Annotated in this window: 15 protein-coding genes; 13 read left to right on the top strand and 2 right to left on the bottom strand. The window is 74.5% G+C overall.

Translation table 11 applies throughout. The features are described 5' to 3' along the window. The first annotated feature begins 4 nt into the window (after nucleotides 1–4). Genes KIT14_15845 through KIT14_15835 form a run of 3 tightly spaced genes read left to right on the top strand, consistent with a single transcriptional unit; the run spans nucleotide 5 to nucleotide 3263 of the window. The gene (locus tag KIT14_15845; protein MCW5891997.1) at nucleotides 5–1081 is read left to right on the top strand and encodes an amidohydrolase; all 1077 of its coding nucleotides are present in this window, start codon (nucleotides 5–7) and stop codon (nucleotides 1079–1081) included. Nucleotides 1082–1110: 29 nt separating this feature from the next. Next, on the top strand, nucleotides 1111–2025 hold the full coding sequence (locus KIT14_15840) for a GNAT family N-acetyltransferase (protein MCW5891996.1): 915 nt from the start codon (nucleotides 1111–1113) through the stop codon (nucleotides 2023–2025). 41 nt (nucleotides 2026–2066) lie between these two features. After that, a complete protein-coding gene (locus tag KIT14_15835) occupies nucleotides 2067–3263 on the top strand; it encodes a hypothetical protein (protein ID MCW5891995.1) in 1197 nt (398 codons plus the stop codon). A gap of 13 nt (nucleotides 3264–3276) precedes the next feature. On the opposite strand, the gene KIT14_15830 is transcribed toward KIT14_15835, so the two are convergent. Next, on the bottom strand, nucleotides 3277–4116 hold the full coding sequence (locus KIT14_15830; protein MCW5891994.1) for a thioesterase family protein: 840 nt from the start codon (nucleotides 4114–4116) through the stop codon (nucleotides 3277–3279). A gap of 156 nt (nucleotides 4117–4272) precedes the next feature. On the opposite strand from KIT14_15830, the gene KIT14_15825 reads away from it, so the two are divergent. Beyond that, the gene (locus tag KIT14_15825; GenBank protein ID MCW5891993.1) at nucleotides 4273–5700 is read left to right on the top strand and encodes a hypothetical protein; all 1428 of its coding nucleotides are present in this window, start codon (nucleotides 4273–4275) and stop codon (nucleotides 5698–5700) included. Nucleotides 5701–5767: 67 nt separating this feature from the next. Further along, nucleotides 5768–6757, top strand: coding sequence for an adenylate/guanylate cyclase domain-containing protein (locus tag KIT14_15820; protein MCW5891992.1), 990 nt, complete (start codon nucleotides 5768–5770; stop codon nucleotides 6755–6757). A 12-nt stretch (nucleotides 6758–6769) separates the two neighbouring features. On the opposite strand, the gene KIT14_15815 is transcribed toward KIT14_15820, so the two are convergent. After that, entirely contained in the window at nucleotides 6770–8098 is a 1329-nt protein-coding gene (locus KIT14_15815; protein ID MCW5891991.1) for an ankyrin repeat domain-containing protein, read from the bottom strand. A 109-nt stretch (nucleotides 8099–8207) separates the two neighbouring features. On the opposite strand from KIT14_15815, the gene KIT14_15810 reads away from it, so the two are divergent. The 8 genes from KIT14_15810 to KIT14_15775 all read left to right on the top strand — a co-directional run bounded on the left by KIT14_15810 (nucleotide 8208) and on the right by KIT14_15775 (nucleotide 15538). Beyond that, on the top strand, nucleotides 8208–9134 hold the full coding sequence (locus tag KIT14_15810) for an alpha/beta hydrolase (GenBank protein ID MCW5891990.1): 927 nt from the start codon (nucleotides 8208–8210) through the stop codon (nucleotides 9132–9134). 141 nt (nucleotides 9135–9275) lie between these two features. Beyond that, nucleotides 9276–9710 (top strand): Hsp20/alpha crystallin family protein, encoded by a 435-nt coding sequence (locus KIT14_15805; protein ID MCW5891989.1) that lies wholly within the window; start codon nucleotides 9276–9278, stop codon nucleotides 9708–9710. A 10-nt stretch (nucleotides 9711–9720) separates the two neighbouring features. Continuing rightward, nucleotides 9721–10125, top strand: a complete 405-nt coding sequence (locus KIT14_15800) for an Hsp20/alpha crystallin family protein (protein ID MCW5891988.1) — start codon at nucleotides 9721–9723, stop codon at nucleotides 10123–10125. A 106-nt stretch (nucleotides 10126–10231) separates the two neighbouring features. Then, a complete protein-coding gene (locus KIT14_15795; GenBank protein MCW5891987.1) occupies nucleotides 10232–11020 on the top strand; it encodes an SDR family oxidoreductase in 789 nt (262 codons plus the stop codon). 2 nt (nucleotides 11021–11022) lie between these two features. Beyond that, nucleotides 11023–12393 carry a phosphotransferase gene (locus tag KIT14_15790; GenBank protein MCW5891986.1) on the top strand — a complete coding sequence of 457 codons (1371 nt, stop codon included), beginning with the start codon at nucleotides 11023–11025 and terminating at the stop codon, nucleotides 12391–12393. Between the two features lie 7 nt (nucleotides 12394–12400). Next, entirely contained in the window at nucleotides 12401–12847 is a 447-nt protein-coding gene (locus tag KIT14_15785; GenBank protein ID MCW5891985.1) for a nuclear transport factor 2 family protein, read from the top strand. Next, nucleotides 12844–14193 carry an FAD-dependent oxidoreductase gene (locus tag KIT14_15780; GenBank protein ID MCW5891984.1) on the top strand — a complete coding sequence of 450 codons (1350 nt, stop codon included), beginning with the start codon at nucleotides 12844–12846 and terminating at the stop codon, nucleotides 14191–14193. The genes KIT14_15785 and KIT14_15780 overlap by 4 nt, the downstream gene beginning before the upstream one ends. 118 nt (nucleotides 14194–14311) lie before the next feature. After that, on the top strand, nucleotides 14312–15538 hold the full coding sequence (locus KIT14_15775) for a cytochrome P450 (protein MCW5891983.1): 1227 nt from the start codon (nucleotides 14312–14314) through the stop codon (nucleotides 15536–15538). The last annotated feature ends 61 nt before the right edge of the window (nucleotides 15539–15599 follow it).

Raw genomic sequence — 15599 nt, 5'->3', positions numbered from 1 at the left:
CGCGATGGCTCTTCGAGTGGTCGACAGCGACGCCCACGTGGTCGAGGGCGGCGAGTTCATGATGCAGATCATGGAGCGCTTCCCCGACAAGGTCCGCTTCGCGCAGCCCGGCGAAGGCACCGCCCTCGTCATCGAGGGCCGCGCCTATCCGCAGTCGTCCGGCCCCGGCGCCGGCTGCAAGGCCGAGGAAGGCATGTGCCTCGACCGCGGCGCCAATCCCTTCAGCGCCGACGGCGTCCTCGCCGACGCCGACAAGGAGGGCATCGAGCGCATGGTCTTCTTCCCGAGCGCCGCGCTCGGGCTGCCGGGCTACGAGGACCAGCGCTTCGCCGCCGACATGGCGCGCGCCTACAATGCCTGGATGGCCGACTGGTGCGGCCGCGGGAAGGGCCGCTTCTTCGGCGTCGGCCTCGTGCCGATCGAGGACGTACCGACGTCGATCGCGATCATGCGCGAGGCGAAGGAGCTCGGGCTGGTCGCCACCATGGTGCCGGCGGTGCTCAAGTCGCGGAACCTCGACCATCCCGACCTGGAGCCGTTCTGGGCCGCGGCCGCCGACCTCGAGATGCCGCTCGGCATCCACGGCGCCCCCGGCATCCATCTGCCCAACCTGGGCTCGCACCGCTTCGACAACTACCTGCAGGTGCACTGCGTGAGCTTCCCGTTCGACATGATGGTGGCGTCGACGGCGCTCGTCCTGGGCGGCGTCTTCGAGCGTCATCCGACGCTGCGCGTGGCGCTGCTCGAGTCGGGCATCGGCTGGGTGCCCTACTTCATGGAGCGCATGGAGGAGCACCTCGAGAAGCGCGGCCGCCTGACGCCCGAGTGCAAGCGGCATCCCAAGGACTACATCGCGCGCGGCCAGCTCTACGTGAGCTTCGAGGCCGAGGAGTGCGGCCTGCCGCTCGCCGTCGAGCAGCTCGGCGACCACTTCGTCATGTGGGCGAGCGACTATCCGCACTGGGACAGCGACTTCCCGAACGCGACCAGGCCGCTGCGCACGCGCGACGACATCTCCGAGGACGTGCGCGCGAAGGTCGCGGGCGGCAACGCGGCGCGCTTCTACGGACTATCGCAGTGAGCGACGCCGGCGCGGTCCGCGTGCGGCCGATGGTCGAGGCCGACCTCGACGCCGCGGACCGCGTCTTCCGGCTCGCGTTCGGGACCTTCGTCGGCCTCCCCGACCCGATGGCGTTCGCCGGCGACTCCGACTGGGTCCGGCCCCGCTGGCGGGCCGCGCCCGACGCGGCCTTCGTCGCCGAGCGCGACGGCGTCCTCGTCGGCTCGAACCTGGCGAGCCGCTGGGGCAGCTTCGGGTTCTTCGGCCCGCTCTCGGTCGCGCCGTCGCTGTGGAACGCGGGCGTCGGCCGCAAGCTCCTCGTCCCCGTCCTCGACTGCTTCGCGCGCTGGGAGGTGCGCCACGCCGGCATCTTCACCTTCGCGGAAAGCGCGAAGCACGTGACGCTCTACCGCCGCCACGGCTTCTGGCCGCGCTTCCTGACGGTCGTCCTCGCGCGCGACGTGCCGGCCGGCACGCCGCCGCCCGACCCGCTCTCCGCCGTGCCATCGGGGGAGCGCGACGCCGTGCTCGCCGCCGGTCGCGCCTGCACCGGCGCGGTCTTTCCCGGCCTCGACCTCACGGCCGAGATCGACGCCGTCGCCGGCCAGGGCCTCGGCGACACCGTCCTCGTGCGCGACGGCGAACGCGTCGGGGGCCTCGCGCTATGCCACCTCGGCACCGGCAGCGAGGCCGGCAGCGACACCTGCTACGTGAAGTTCGGCGCCGTGCGACCCGGGCCCGACGCGGCCGCCCGCTTCGCGCGCCTGCTCGACGGCGTCGACGGCCTCGCGGCGGCCCGCGGCGCACACACCGTGCTCGCGGGCGTCAACACCGCACGCCGCGCCGCCTGGGAAGCGCTGACGGCCCGCGGCTTCCGCACGGCCATCCAGGGCGTATCGATGAGCCGCGACGGCGTGTCCGGCTGGGACGAGCCCGGCTCCTTCGTCCTCGACGACTGGCGCTGACCCGGGTTGCCGCGCCCGCCCGGCTGCCGTAGCCCGAGCCCATGGGCCCGCGTCGTGCCGTCGTCATCGTGCTCGCCGCGCTGGGAGGGGCCGCCGCCGCCCGGGCACAGGTCACCTGCACCGGTCCCGATGCGCTGTGCACCGGCGACCCGTGCGTCGTCGCACCCGTCACCGTGTCGAGCCCGTGCGAGCTCGACTTCGGCAGCCGCCGCCTCGTCGTGCAAGGCAAGCTCACGGTGCCCGCCGGCGGCGTGCTCGCGCTGCGCGCCGGCAGCATGCTGGTCGCCGGCGGCATCGAGGGCCAGAGCGGCGCCGCCGGGCCGCAGATCACGCTGCGCACCGACGGCGACCTGGAGACGCGGGCGCGCATCCGCAGCGCCGGCGACGTCACGCCGGGCCGCGTCCTGCTCGAGGCCGGCGGCACGATCGCGCTGCGCGGCAACGTCATGGCGCCCACCAGCGGCACGGCCGGCTCGCCGGCGGGGCGCGTGCGCATCGAGGCGCAGGGCGTGATCGATTGCCGCGCCTGCCGCACCGACGTGCGCGGGCGTCCCGACACGCCGGCGGGCGAGGCGATCCTGCGCGGCCGGCAGGGCGTCACGATGCCGCTCGGCAGCCATTGGGACGCCGGCGGCCGCGAGGGCGGCAACTTCGAGATCTCGAGCACGCACGGGCCGGTCTTCGTCGAGACCGACATCCGGGCGCGGGCGACGAGCGGCACCGGCGGCACCTTCCTCGTCGCCGCGCCGAAGATCACGCTGAAGCGCGACATCGCGATGGAGGGCGGCCGGGGCGGCACCGTCACGGTGCTGGGCGACGACGTCGCCGTCGGCGGCGTGCTGTCCGTCGTCGGCAAGAGCGGCCCCGCCGGCACGATCACGGTCGGCGGCACGACGCACGTGCAGCTGTCGGCGTCGCCGCGCGCCCAGGGCCGCACCGCCGGCGGCACGATCACGCTCACCGGCGCCGCGGTGAGCGTGAAGGGCAAGCCGAACCTGCGCGGGCAGCGCGGCCCGGGCGGGACGTTCCGCGCCTCGGCGACCGACGGCCCGCTCGTCCTCGACGGCACCTTCGACGCGCGGCCGGGCGGCACGATCGTCGGCAGCGCCGACGACGACCTGACCGCACGCGGGCGCTTCTACGCTGCGCCGGGCGGCTGCATCGGCTTCACGGCGGGCGGCGCGATCGTCGGCATCGGCGCGAGGTTCGACGTCCCCGTCACCGACGGCTGCCCGTAGGCGTCGGGCGTGCTCAAGCGCGCACCGCGCGGACGATGCCCTCCTGGGCCGTCGACGCGACCAGCGACCCGTCGGCCGCCCACAGCGTCCCGTGCACGAGCGCGCGGCCCGCGACCGCGACCGGGCTGTGGGTCGCGTAGAGCACCCAGCCGGCGAAGCGCGGCGGATGGTGGAACCACAGCGCGTGATCGAGGCTGGCGCCCTGGCGCGACGTCCAGGCGATGCCGTGCGGCAGCATGGCCGTCGTCAGCAGCCCGCGGTCGCTGGCGTAGGCGAGCAGCGCAGCGTGCAGCACGGGATCGTCGGGCAGGGGGCCGCGCGGCCGCACCCAGAAGCGGCGAGCCGCGGCGCGGTCCTCCATCCGGCCGACCAGCTCGGGATCGGCGTCGCGCATCTCGATCGGGCCGTCGGGTCGCCGGGCGGTCGCGTCGCCGAGGGCCCGCGCGCGCGTGTCCTCCCAGTCCTCGAGCGTCTCGGGGCCGCGCACCACCGGCATCGTGCCCTGGTGCGCGAGGCCGCTGCGCTGGCGCGTGAAGCTCACGGTGAGCGCGATCACGGTCTCGCCGTTCTGGGCGCCGGTCACGTAGCGCGCCGCCGACGCCCACCCGTCACGCAGCCGCACGACCTGCCACGCGAGCGGCAGGCCGTGGCGTCCCGGGCGCAGGAAGTGCGCGTGGAGCGAGGCCGGCACGCCCTCCGCACCCGTGCGTCCGGCCGCGACCATCCCCTGCGCCAGCAGCATACCGCCGAAGACGCGGCCTTCGCCGCGGCCCGGCTCGCTCGTGAAGGCGTCGGCGCCGGCGGGCGTCAGGTGGAGGCGGCGCAGCAGGCGCGCGAGCGGATCACCGGTCACCGCGCGGCCTCGCGGAGGATCGCCGCGCGACCGCCGCCGGCGCCGGGCGCTGCCGTGCCGTCGAGTCGTCCGGGCATGGCGGGGCTTTTTCGACGCCGACCGCCGCAGCTGTCAACCGCTCGCCCCCACGGCGGCACGCGTGCTAACGCGCCGGGCGTGCGCTCGTTGGCCGCCGTCCTCGCCGCCGTGATCCTCGTCGCCTGCGGCGGCGAACCGTCCACCCCGACGGGTCGCCCCGGCCTCCAGGACCACGGACCGCATCACGGCGGCGTCGTCTTCGCGGGCCCGCGCGTCGTGCTGGAGACGACGGCGCAGCCGGACGGGCGCGTGCGCGTATGGATCACGGACGAGTGGCGGCAGCCGGTGTCGCTCCAGGACCTGCACGGCTCGGTCACGTTCGTCGGCGCACCCGAGTCGCCCACCGTCCCGCTCGCCGTGCGCGGCGAGGTGCTCGAGGCCCAGGGCCCGACGCTGACCGGCGACACCATCGGCCTCGAGATCGCCGTCGACCGCCCCGGGCAGACGCTGCGCCTGCCGGTCGTGGTGCCGCTGCGGGCCGGCGCCCCCGGCGCCGCGACGGTGTCCGTGCGCGGCTGCCTCCCGCCGGAGCCGGGAGAGGGAACGCTGCCGCGCTGCGTGCTGCCGTTCCTCCAGGCGGTCGGCCCGATCGCGACGCCGCGCGACGGCCGCGTCGTCGTGGTCGCCGCGCTCGAGAGCCCGACCACGGTCTGGCGGCTCCCGGAGGGCACGCTGGCGGCGAGCATGGCGGCGCCACCGCCGGTCGACCTCGGTCCGGGCCACGCGCCGCACGTCGAGGAGCCCGTCGCGATGGCGATCGCGCCCGACGGACGCGACGTCGTGCTCGCGATCGGCGAGCACCTGTTCCGGCACGATCTCGCCACCGGACGTCTCGTGCGCGAGCTGGCCGCGCCGGGACCGCCGCTGCGGCACGTCGCCTGGAGCACCGACGGCACGAGCCTGGTCGCCACCCTGCTCGCCAGCGGCACGGTGCACGTCCTCGACGCGACCGACGGCACGCCCCGGCGCACGGTCGAGATCGACGGCGAGGCCACCGCGCTCGCGGCATCGCCGTCGGCCGACGTCGCCGCCGTCGGCACGGAGGAAGGCACCCTCGTGCTCGTCTCCCTCGGCGACGGTGCGACGCGGACGCTCGGCGAGGCGGGCGAGCGTATCGAGGCGGTCGCGTTCGCCGGCGAGCGCATCGTCACCGCGTCGGCGGACGGCGTGCTGCGCGTCTGGGACGCGGCACGCGGCGAGCCCGAGGCCCGCGTCGACGTCGGCACGCCGCTCCTGCGGCTCGCCGTCACCGCCGACGGCCGCCGCGCCGCGACCGCCGACCGGACCGGCCGCATCCGCCTCCACACCCTGCCCGACGGCCGCATCGTCGACACGCTCGGCTGGCACGACGGCCAGGTGCGCGGCCTCGCCTGGGCCGGCGCCGTGCTCGTCTCCGCGGACGCCGACCGGCGGCTGGCGCTCTGGGACCTGCCCGCGTCCTCCGCGCCGGCATCTGCCACCGCAGACGCCGCATCACGCGCCATGGCTCCAGGCACATTCCGCTGACGCGCCGCGTCTGGTAACCCGGAAGCCGGGACCGCGTACGCGGCCCGGGCAGCAGGAGCCTCAGAGCATGGTTGCGGTGGACGATCTCGTCTGGGCGGCGGTCCGGGCGGCGGTGGACGCGGTGCGGTACTCGCCGGCACGGCTGCGCCTGCTCGCGGCTTCGGCGGCACGGAGCCGCGCCGTGCCGGCACCGGCCGTCCGCTGGCTCGGCGAGGTGCAGGCGCGGCCGACCGTCGTCCACCTCACCGGCCTCCCGCACGCGATGCTGCGGGCACTCGCCGAGCAGGCGGGGCGAGCCTTCGGCCCGACCGGATCGGCGCTCGTGCGCTACCTCGGCGGCGCCGTGGCCGGCTTCGTCGATCGGGTCGCCGCGGCTGCGGCGGATGGGCCGCTGCGCCCGCGGGCGCACCCGGGCCTCCTCGTGCCGCATCCGCACGACGTCGCCGTGCTCGCGCTCGACATGCGCGGCTTCTCGCAGCTCACGCATGCGCTCGACGACACGCAGTACCTCGCCGACCTGCTCGAGGAGTATCTGACCGTCCTCACCGCCACCGTCGAGCAGCACCGTGGCGTCGTCTTCCAGTACACCGGCGACGGCTTCCTCGCCCTGTTCCTACCCGAGCTGGCCGGCGTCCCGCCGGCGGCGATGGTTGATCGTCTGGTGCACGAGATGTGCCCGCGGCTGCACCACGCGTTCGATGCGCTGCACGCGCGCTGGCGCGCCGAGTGGCGGGCGGCGGGCCGCGCGACGACACCGATCGGGCTCGGCGTCGGGCTGAGCTTCGGGCGGGTGACGCTCGGCTTCGTCGGGCCGTCGGGCAAGAAGCAGGTCGGCGCCATCGGCGAGCCGGTCAACGTCGCGGCGGTCCTGTGCGCCGAGTCGGCGGCGGGTGCCGTGATGGTGGACCGCGACGGCTGCCGCCGCGTCGGGGTCGAGCCGCTCGGCGCGCGGCCGCTGCGGCTGCGGTCGCGCAAGCTCGGGCGGCGGCTCGACGTGCTGTGCTTCGATCCGCCGCGGGCACGGCGCCGGTTTCCGCGCCTCGTCCCGACCGCCTGACCCGGCCCCGCGTCAGCCGCCGAGGAAACGGCGCACCCGGCCGAAGATGCCGCCGCCGCGAACCCCGCCGCGCTCGCGCAGCACCTCCGCGACGCGGCGACGCGTGACGTCCGCCGGCGACACGGGCCCGTCGGCCTCGAGCTCCGCCAGGTCGAGAACGGTCGCGCCGCTCGGGATCGCGATCCCGGCGCGTTCGCCGGGCGCCGTCGAGCGCGCGTTGACGTCGGCTCCCCGCGCGAGGAGCGCCGTGACCGCCGCCAGCTCGCCGCCGAGCGCGGCCGTGTGCAGCGGCGTGAGGCCGCTCGTCGTGCGCGCGTTCGGCGCCGCGCCGGCGGTGACGAGCGCATCGACGATCGCCGCGGCCATCTCGCCCGACACCACGTGGAGCGGGGTTTCACCGCTGCGATCCGCGAGCGCCGCAGCGACGCCCGCCATGCGCCGCACGGTCTCGAGGCGCCCCTCGGCCGCCGCGACGTGGAGCGCCGTCCGGCCGTCGTCGCGGACGGCGCCGGCGTCGGCCCCGCGCGCGAGCAGCAGGTCGACCATGTCGTGGTACTCGCCGGCCACCAGCAGCGGCGTGCTGCCGTCCGCGGTGCGGGCCTCGAGCTCGGCGCCGCGATCGAGCAGCAGCGCCGCCACGATGGTCGAGTCGCGACGGGTGGCCCGGTGGAGGGCGGTGCGCCCGGCGGCGTCTCGCGCCTCGAGCGCGGCGCCGTGCCGGAGCAGGAGGTCGAGAATCGCCGTCGGGGCCTCGGCGCCGATCGTGGCCCGCTCGGCGAGCGCGTGCAGCGCGGTCTCGCCGTCGGCGCCCGCCGCCGCGGCATCCGCACCGCTCGCGAGCAGCGTCTCGACCACCGACGGGGACTGCTGGCGCACGGCGGCGTGCAGGAGCATCCGCAGCTCCTCGGGCGGCGGCGCCGCGGCGGCGAGCAGGCGCTGGATGAGCGTCGTGCGCCGGCCCTCGTGCGGACCGGGCGCGGCGATCGCCATCGTGAGCGCGGCACGCCCGTCGGCGGCGGCGAGATCGACGCGGGCGCCACGGTCGACGAGCCAGGCGGCGACCTCGTCGGCGCCATGGGCGATCGCCTGGTGGAGCGGCGTCAGGCCGCCCGGACCGCGCGCATCGATCGGATGGCCGGCGCGCAGCATGAGCTCGGCGACGGCACGGGCGCCGGGCAGGCCGCTGGAGACGGCGCGATGGAGGAGCGACGGCTGGCCGGCGATCACCGCGGGCTGCCATCCGCATGCGCGCAGCCGGGCCAGCGCGCGCGCCGTCGCGGGTACGTCGCCGCGCGCGACCGCCTCCGCGAGCGCCGCCTCGTCTCCCCCCGCGTCGCTCATTGGCCTCCCTCCGAGTCGGGCACCACCGTCCTTCTTTACGTCGCCAGCCACCGCGGGTCCAAGCGTGCGCGCGTTGACGGCCGCGAACGCCGGCGGCTATGGGCTCCGCATGGCGCTCGATCCGCAGGCGAAGCAGCTCCTCGATCAGATGGCCGCGATGGGGACGCCGCCGCTCGAATCGTTGCCCGTCGCCGACGCCCGCCTGCTGATGGAGTCGATGCGCGGGCTCATGGGCGAGCCCGAGCCGATCGCGCACGTCGAAGACCGCACCGTGCCCGGGCCCGGCGGTACGATCCCCGCGCGACTCTACCGGCCCGCGGGCGACGCGCCGCTGCCGCTGCTCGTCTACTACCACGGCGGCGGATGGGTCCTCGGCGGCCTCGAGTCGCACGACGGCGTGTGCCGCAGCCTCGCCAACCAGGCGGGCTGTGCGGTCCTCTCCATCGATTACCGACTGGCGCCGGAGCATCGCTACCCGGCAGCAGCGGACGACTGCTACGCCGCCCTGGTCTGGGCCGCGGCGAACGCGGCCGCCCTCGGCGCCGACCCGACACGGCTCGCGATCGGCGGCGACAGCGCGGGCGGCAACCTCACCGCCGTCACGGCCATCCAGGCGCGCGACCGCGGCGGTCCCCGCGTTCGCCTCCAGCTCCTCGTGTACCCGGTGACGGACCACTCCTACGACACCGCGTCGTACGCCGAGAACGCCGACGGCTACTTCCTCACCAAGGCAGCGATGGTGTGGTTCTGGAACCACTACCTCGGGGGCGATGCCGGAACCGCGGCGACGGCGTCGCCGCTGCGGGCGGCGGACCTCGCCGGGCTGCCGCCGGCGCTCGTCATCACGGCCGAGTTCGATCCGCTGCGCGACGAGGGCGAGTCCTACGCGCGTCGCCTGCGCGAGGCCGGCGTGCCGACGACCCTGACGCGCTACGACGGCATGATCCACGGCTTCTTCACCATGGGGCCGCTGCTCGGGCAGGGTGCACGGGCGGTCGCCGAGTCGGCCGCGGCACTCCGCGCCGCGCTCGCCTGACCCGCCCCGCATCCGCCACGGCACCCGCGCCCGGCGCGGGCATCGAGCGCGCGACGCCCCCTTGACGTCCGCGCGACCGGTCCCACCTTCGCGCCAGCAACGAGGTCGGCGACGACGCCGACGCGAAGGAGGTAACTGGTCATGGGTCTCTTCCAACAGTCGCTCGGCGATCTGCTCCGGCTCCAGAAGGAGCTCGATTCGTGGCGGCGCAATCCGGCCGCGGGGTTCTTCGGACAGGGTCCGTCGCGCGCCTACTCGCAGGTGAACGTCTTCCGCGACGCGGAAGGCCTCGTGGTCCGCACCGAGCTGCCGGGCGTCGCGCCGGCGGACGTCCAGGTGAACGCCGAGCGCCGCCGCCTCACCGTCAGCGGTGAGCGCAAGGCCGACGCCGACGTGCAGAACGCCGGGTTCCACCGCCGCGAGCGTGCGTTCGGCCGCTTCTCGCGCACGCTGATCCTGCCCGAGGACGTCGACGTCTCGCAGGCGAAGGCCGAGTACGCGAGCGGCGTGCTCACCGTCCGCATCCCGCAGCATGCCGCCGCCAAGCCGCGCCAGATCACGGTGCAGGCGGCGTAAGGAGACGAACATGACGACCCAGGAACTCGAGGCCAAGGAGAAGCAGGAGCTCGCGGAGCGCGAGCACACCCGCCCCGGTCGCACCTACGTGCCGGACGTCGACATCCGCGAGAACGAGGACGCCCTGTGGCTGTGGGCCGACATGCCCGGCGTCGCGCAGAAGGACGTCGAGGTCGAGCTGCACGACGACGTGCTCACGATCGCCGGCCGCATCTCGACGCAGGGGTACGAGGGACTCTCGCCGCTCTACACCGAGTACAACGTCGGCAACTTCCAGCGTCGCTTCACGCTGCCGAGCGGTGAGCACTTCGACCGCGAGCAGGTCACGGCGAAGCTCACGAACGGCGTCCTCGCCGTGAAGCTGCCGAAGGCGGAGAAGGCGAAGCCGCGCCGCATCGACGTGGCGGTCGGCTGATCCGTCCCCGACACCTCCTCCGTCGTACGGCCCGCGCGTTCCCGCGACGCGCGGGCCGTCGCGTTTTCTTGACGCCGCGAGACGGCCCCTTCTATGGTGCGCCGCCGTGGGTCGACTGGCGGGCAAGGTCGCGATCGTCACGGGCGCCGCGTCCGGCATCGGCGCCGCGACGCTCCGCCGCTTCGCGGCCGAAGGCGCGTCCGTCGTCTGCGCCGACATCGACGACGAGGGCGGCGCCCGCGTGGTCGACGAAGTCCGGCGCGCCGGCGGCACGGGCGAGTTCCGCCACACCGACGTCGCCGTCCTCGCCGACCTCGAGGCGACGGTCGCGTTCGCAGTCGACCGCTTCGGCGGGCTCGACGTCGTCCACAACAACGCCGCCTGGTCGGGCGGCGGCTACGTCGGCGACCTCGATCCCGAGATCTGGGACGTCAGCATCCGCATCATGCTGACCGGCGTCTTCTACGGGATGCGGGCGGCCATTCCCGCGATGCTGGCCCGCGGCGGCGGCGCGATCGTCAACACCTCCTCGATCGAGGCCATCGTCGCGGAGATCCTGGCCGCGCCCTACAACACGGCGAAGGCCGGCATGATCAACCTGACGCGCACGGTCGCCGTCGAGTACGGCCGGCGCGGCATCCGGGCGAACTGCATCTGCCCCGGCGTCGTCGAGACGCCGATGCTCGAGCGGCTGCTCGCGGTGGCGCCGAAGCCGCGCGAGGCGATCGCCGAGGCGCACGCGCTCGGACGTCTGCTGCGGCCCGACGAGATCGCCAACGTCGCCCTCTTCCTCGCCAGCGACGAGTCCTCGGCGATCACCGGCGCGGCCGTCGTCGTCGACGGCGGGCTCACCTGCGGCTCGCCGATCAGCGGCTTCCCGCCCTACGGAGGCTGACCATGCTCGGACGCCACCGCGATCTCGACGCCGTCCACGCGGCGCTCACGAGCTGGCTGCGCAGCAAGATGCCGGACGCGCGCGATCTCGCGATCTCCGCGCTGCGGGCGCCGAAGGCCGGCGTCTCGAACGAGACCTTCCTCTTCGAAGCCACCTGGCGCGGCGGCGCACGACGCATGGTCGCGCGCCTCCAACCCACCGACTTCCTCGTCTTCCCCGAGTACGACCTCGGCGTGCAGACCGGCGTCATGCAGCGGCTCGAGGGCACGAGCGTCCCGGTGCCGCACGTACGCTGGCACGAGCCCGATCCGGACGTCCTCGGCAGCGCCTTCTACGTCATGGACGCGGTCGACGGCGAGGTGCCGTCGGAGGTGCCGTCGTTCCACGTCTACGGCTGGATCCGCGACGCCGATCCGGCGCGCCGGCCCGGCATCTGGTGGAACGGCCTCGAGGCGCTCGCCCACGTGCATGCGATCGACTGGAAGGCGCGCGGCCTCGACGTCCTCGGCGCGCCCGGTCCGGGTACCGACCCGCTCGACCGCCAGCTCGCGTATTGGGAGCGCTATCTGCGCTGGGTGACGGCCGACGGCCCCGAGCAGCCGACGCTCGAGGCGGCGCTGTCCTGGCTGCGCACGAACCGCTTCACGCCCGCCCGCACCGCGCTGTGCTGGGGCGACGCGCGCATGCCGAACCTCATGTTCCGCGACGACCGCGTCGTCGCGGTGCTCGACTGGGAGATGGCGTTCCTCGGCGACCCCGAGTCCGATCTCCTGTGGTGGTGCTTCCTCGACTGGGCGAACAACGAGGGCTACGGCGCGCCGCATCTGGACGGCATCCCCGGCAAAGACGACACGCTGGCGCGCTACGCCGAGCTCACCGGTCACCCGGTCCGCAACGCCCACTGGCACGAGGTGTTCGCCGCCTTCCGCTACGGCGCGATCATGGCGCGCGTCGCAACCCGTCTCGAGGCGATCGGCGCCAGCACGCCGTCGCCCGATTTCGCGACCAACAACGTGCCGACGCAGGCCGTGGCCCGGCTCCTCGGCCTCCCGCCTCCGGGCGAGGCGCAGAGGCAGACGACCGTCGGCACGCGCGACGCGGCCGCGCCCGTACACCTCCAGCTGCGGCTCGACGGGCCCGGCGGCGGCGACTGGTACGTCGTCATCCACGGCAGCGAGGCGACGCGCCACCCCGGTGTCCACGACAGCCCCGACGCCACGCTCACCGCGCTGCACGCGGACTGGCGCGCCGTCCAGCGCGGCGAGCTCGATCGTCTCGCCGCGTTCCTCGACGGCAAGCTCAAGATCGACGGAGACCTCACGCTCTTCATGCTGCACGAGGAGCTGATCACGCGCGTCACGCGCGAGGACTGACGAGGACGTGTCTCCCCCCGACCTCCAGGCACTGGCCGACCGCGCCGCGATCCACGACCTCGTCGTCGGCTACTTCCTGGCCGTCGACCGGCGCGACTGGGAGGCCGTGCGCGGCTGCTTCAGCGACGACGCCGAGCTCGACTACGCGGTCTTCCGCGGCCCGCGCGACGAGGTGCTGGCGGCGATCCAGCGCGGCCTCGCGTTCTTCGAGTCGACGATGCACTTCGGCGGCAACGTGCTGGTCGAGCTGGCGGGCGACGTGGCGCGCTGCGAGAGCTATGCCGTCTGCTACCACCGTCACCACGACGGCGACCGGCTCGTCGACCGCGTCTGCGCCCTCCACTATCGCGACGCGCTCGCCCGCGACGGCGAGGTGTGGCGCATCCGGCGGCGGCGCGTCACCTTCGTCTGGGAGCGGCTCGACCCGGTCACGCTGCCGCCGGTGCCCCGATGACGGCGGCGTCGGTCGACGTCGCGATCGTCGGGGGCGGCATCTCCGGGCTCGGCGCGGCACGGGCGCTCGCGGCGCAGGGCGCGTCGGTGGTCGTGCTCGAGGCCCGGGATCGCGTCGGCGGGCGGACGTGGAGCGAGCAGCGCCACGGCGCCTGGTTCGACCGCGGCGGCCAGTGGCGCGGCTCGAACCAGCCGCGCATGGCCGCGCTGTGCGAGGCGCTCGGGCTGCGCCTCTTCCCGACCCATCACCAGGGGCGCAAGGTCCTGTGGCTCGGCGATCGCATCTCGTCCTACGCCGGTGCCCTGCCCTCGATGGCGCCGCACAAGCTCGTGCTGCTGCACGTCCTGCTGCGCAGCGCCGACGTGCTCGCGCGGCGCGTGTCCGCCGAAGCGCCCTGGACGGCACGCCTCGCGGCCCTCGCCGACGCGGTCACGGTCGAGGCCTGGCGGCGCCTCACGCCGATGGGCAGCGACGTGCGCGGCGTGATGGACGCGGCAGTGCGCACCGTCTTCGGCGCCGAGGCGGGCGAGCTGTCGATGCTGTGGTTCCTCGCCTATCTCCGCGCCGGGGGCGGCATGCGCAGCCTGGTCGAGATCGAGAACGGCGCCCAGGAGCAGCGCTTCGTCGACGGGGCGCAGGCCGTGTCGCTCGGCATGGCCGCGGCGCTCGGCGACCGCGTCGTGCTGCGCGCGCCGGTGCGCGCCGTCGTGCAGGACGCGCAGGGCGTCTCGCTCGCGACCGACGCGGGCACGTGGCGGAGCCGCTACGCGATCGTGGCGATCCCGCCGTCGCTCGCCGGGCGCATCCGCTGGGATCCGGGCATGCCGCCGGACCGCGACAATCTGACGGCGCGCTTTCCCATGGGCGCGACGATCAAGTTCCACGCGCTCTACGAGCGCCCGTTCTGGCGCGAGGCCGGCTACTCGGGCGAGCTCGTCTGCGACCGCGGCCCGGTCGCGGTCGCCTTCGACAACACGTCGCACGACGGCCGCGTGCCCGCCCTGCTCGGCTTCGGCGTCGGCGACGCCGCCCGCGCCTGGGGGCGCCGCGATCCGGCCGAGCGCCGCGCCGCCGTGCTCGACGTCTTCGCGCGCTGCTTCGGCTCGGCCGCGAAGCAGCCCGTCGACTGGCTCGAGCAGGACTGGTCGACCGAGGCGTGGAGCGGCGGCTGTCCGGTCGGCAACCCGAGCCCGGGCACCCTCGTCATGCTCGGACCGGCGCTGCGCACCCCCGTCGGCCGCGTGCACTGGGCGGGCACCGAGACCGCGACCGCGTGGACCGGCTACATGGAGGGTGCGCTACAGGCCGCCGAGCGCGCCGTCGCCGAGGTGAGCGCGCGCCTGTGACCCGCGCCGCCTTCGGCGGCGGGACGACGTCTCGCTCGCCGCCGGCCTCGGCAAGGCGCCACGCCGCGCCTGGAATCGACCTTGACAAACAAACGTTTGGTTTCGTATGCCCGCCCCGATGTCGCTGCCGGGAATCGATCTCTTCGACCAGGACCGTTACGCTCGGCAGGGTCCGCCCCACGCCGACTTCACGCGCCTGCGCGCCGAGGAGCCGGTGACGTGGCACGAGATGCCGAACGACATCGGCTTCTGGGCGGTCACGCGTTACGACGACGTCTTCAAGGTGTCGCTCGACCAGAAGACGTTCTCGTCGGCGCGCGGCGGCGTCATCCTCCGCTCGTGGAAGGACGGCGAGTACGAGCCGCAGGCGGGCATGCTCGTGAACCTCGACCCGCCGCAGCACACGAAGTACCGGCGGCTCGTCAGCACGGGGTTCTCGAACAAGATGATCCGCCGGCTCGAGCCCCACGTCCGCGAGATCACCAACGACATCATCGACCAGATCGCGCACCAGGGCGAGTGCGACTTCGTCGCCTCGATCTCGGCCGAGCTGCCGCTGCGGGTGATCGTCGAGCTCATCGGCGTGCCGCAGAGCGACCGCCATCGCGTGCTCGACTGGAGCAACAAGATGATCGGCTTCGACGATCCGGAGTACCAGACGGATCCGGCCGTCCCGCAGATCGCCGCCGCCGAGCTCTTCATGTACGCCAACGCGCTCGCCGAGCAGCGCCTGTCGCACCCGCGCGAAGACCTCGTCACCGACCTCATGCAGGCCGAAGTCGACGGCAGCAAGCTGACGCTGATGGAGTTCAACAGCTTCTTCATGCTGCTGCTGGTCGCGGGCAACGAGACGACGCGCAATCTCGTCTCCGGCGGCATGCTGGCGCTGATCGAGCACCCCGAGGAGCGCGCCCGCCTGCTCGCCGATCCGTCGCTGCTCGACGCCGCGGTCGAGGAGATGCTGCGCTGGGTGACGCCCGTGAATCAGTTCCGGCGCACGGCCACCCGCGACGTCGAGCTCGGCGGCCAGGCGATCAAGGAGGGCGACAAGGTCGTCCTCTTCTATGCCTCCGCGAACCGCGACGAGGCCAGGTTCGCCGATCCGCAGCGCTTCGACGTCGGCCGCACGCCGAACGAGCATCTCGCCTTCGGCATCGGCCCGCACTTCTGCCTCGGCGCCAACCTCGCCCGGCTCGAGATCCGGGTGATGTTCGAGGAGCTGCTGCGCCGTCTGCCCGACATCGAGCTGGCCGGCCCGGTCGAGCGCCTGCGCTCCAACTTCATCAACGGCATCAAGCGCATGCCGATCCGGTTCACCCCGGAGCGCGCGCGCGCCCGCGCCTGACCGCCACGCCGGCGCGCGCCCGGCACATCCGAGCCTCGAGCACGGGCCGCCGAGGGGTCGC

This window comes from bacterium, assembly GCA_026129405.1.
Classification (GTDB): Bacteria; Desulfobacterota; Binatia; order DP-6; family DP-6; genus JAHCID01.
The sequence above is the reverse complement of the archived record's forward strand: the minus strand, read 5'-3'. Positions and strand labels throughout refer to the sequence as shown.

Excerpts from the sequence above, each read along its gene's own strand:
- KIT14_15840 (MCW5891996.1), top strand. The coding sequence starts at position 1,111 with ATGGTCGAGGCCGACCTCGACGCCGCGGACCGCGTCTTCCGGCTCGCG.
- KIT14_15790 (MCW5891986.1), top strand. The coding sequence starts at position 11,023 with ATGCTCGGACGCCACCGCGATCTCGACGCCGTCCACGCGGCGCTCACG.
- KIT14_15810 (MCW5891990.1), top strand. The coding sequence starts at position 8,208 with ATGGCGCTCGATCCGCAGGCGAAGCAGCTCCTCGATCAGATGGCCGCG.
- KIT14_15845 (MCW5891997.1), top strand. The coding sequence starts at position 5 with ATGGCTCTTCGAGTGGTCGACAGCGACGCCCACGTGGTCGAGGGCGGC.
- KIT14_15800 (MCW5891988.1), top strand. The coding sequence starts at position 9,721 with ATGACGACCCAGGAACTCGAGGCCAAGGAGAAGCAGGAGCTCGCGGAG.
- KIT14_15805 (MCW5891989.1), top strand. The coding sequence starts at position 9,276 with ATGGGTCTCTTCCAACAGTCGCTCGGCGATCTGCTCCGGCTCCAGAAG.
- KIT14_15780 (MCW5891984.1), top strand. The coding sequence starts at position 12,844 with ATGACGGCGGCGTCGGTCGACGTCGCGATCGTCGGGGGCGGCATCTCC.
- KIT14_15835 (MCW5891995.1), top strand. The coding sequence starts at position 2,067 with ATGGGCCCGCGTCGTGCCGTCGTCATCGTGCTCGCCGCGCTGGGAGGG.
- KIT14_15815 (MCW5891991.1), bottom strand. The coding sequence starts at position 8,098 with ATGAGCGACGCGGGGGGAGACGAGGCGGCGCTCGCGGAGGCGGTCGCG.
- KIT14_15820 (MCW5891992.1), top strand. The coding sequence starts at position 5,768 with ATGGTTGCGGTGGACGATCTCGTCTGGGCGGCGGTCCGGGCGGCGGTG.
- KIT14_15775 (MCW5891983.1), top strand. The coding sequence starts at position 14,312 with ATGTCGCTGCCGGGAATCGATCTCTTCGACCAGGACCGTTACGCTCGG.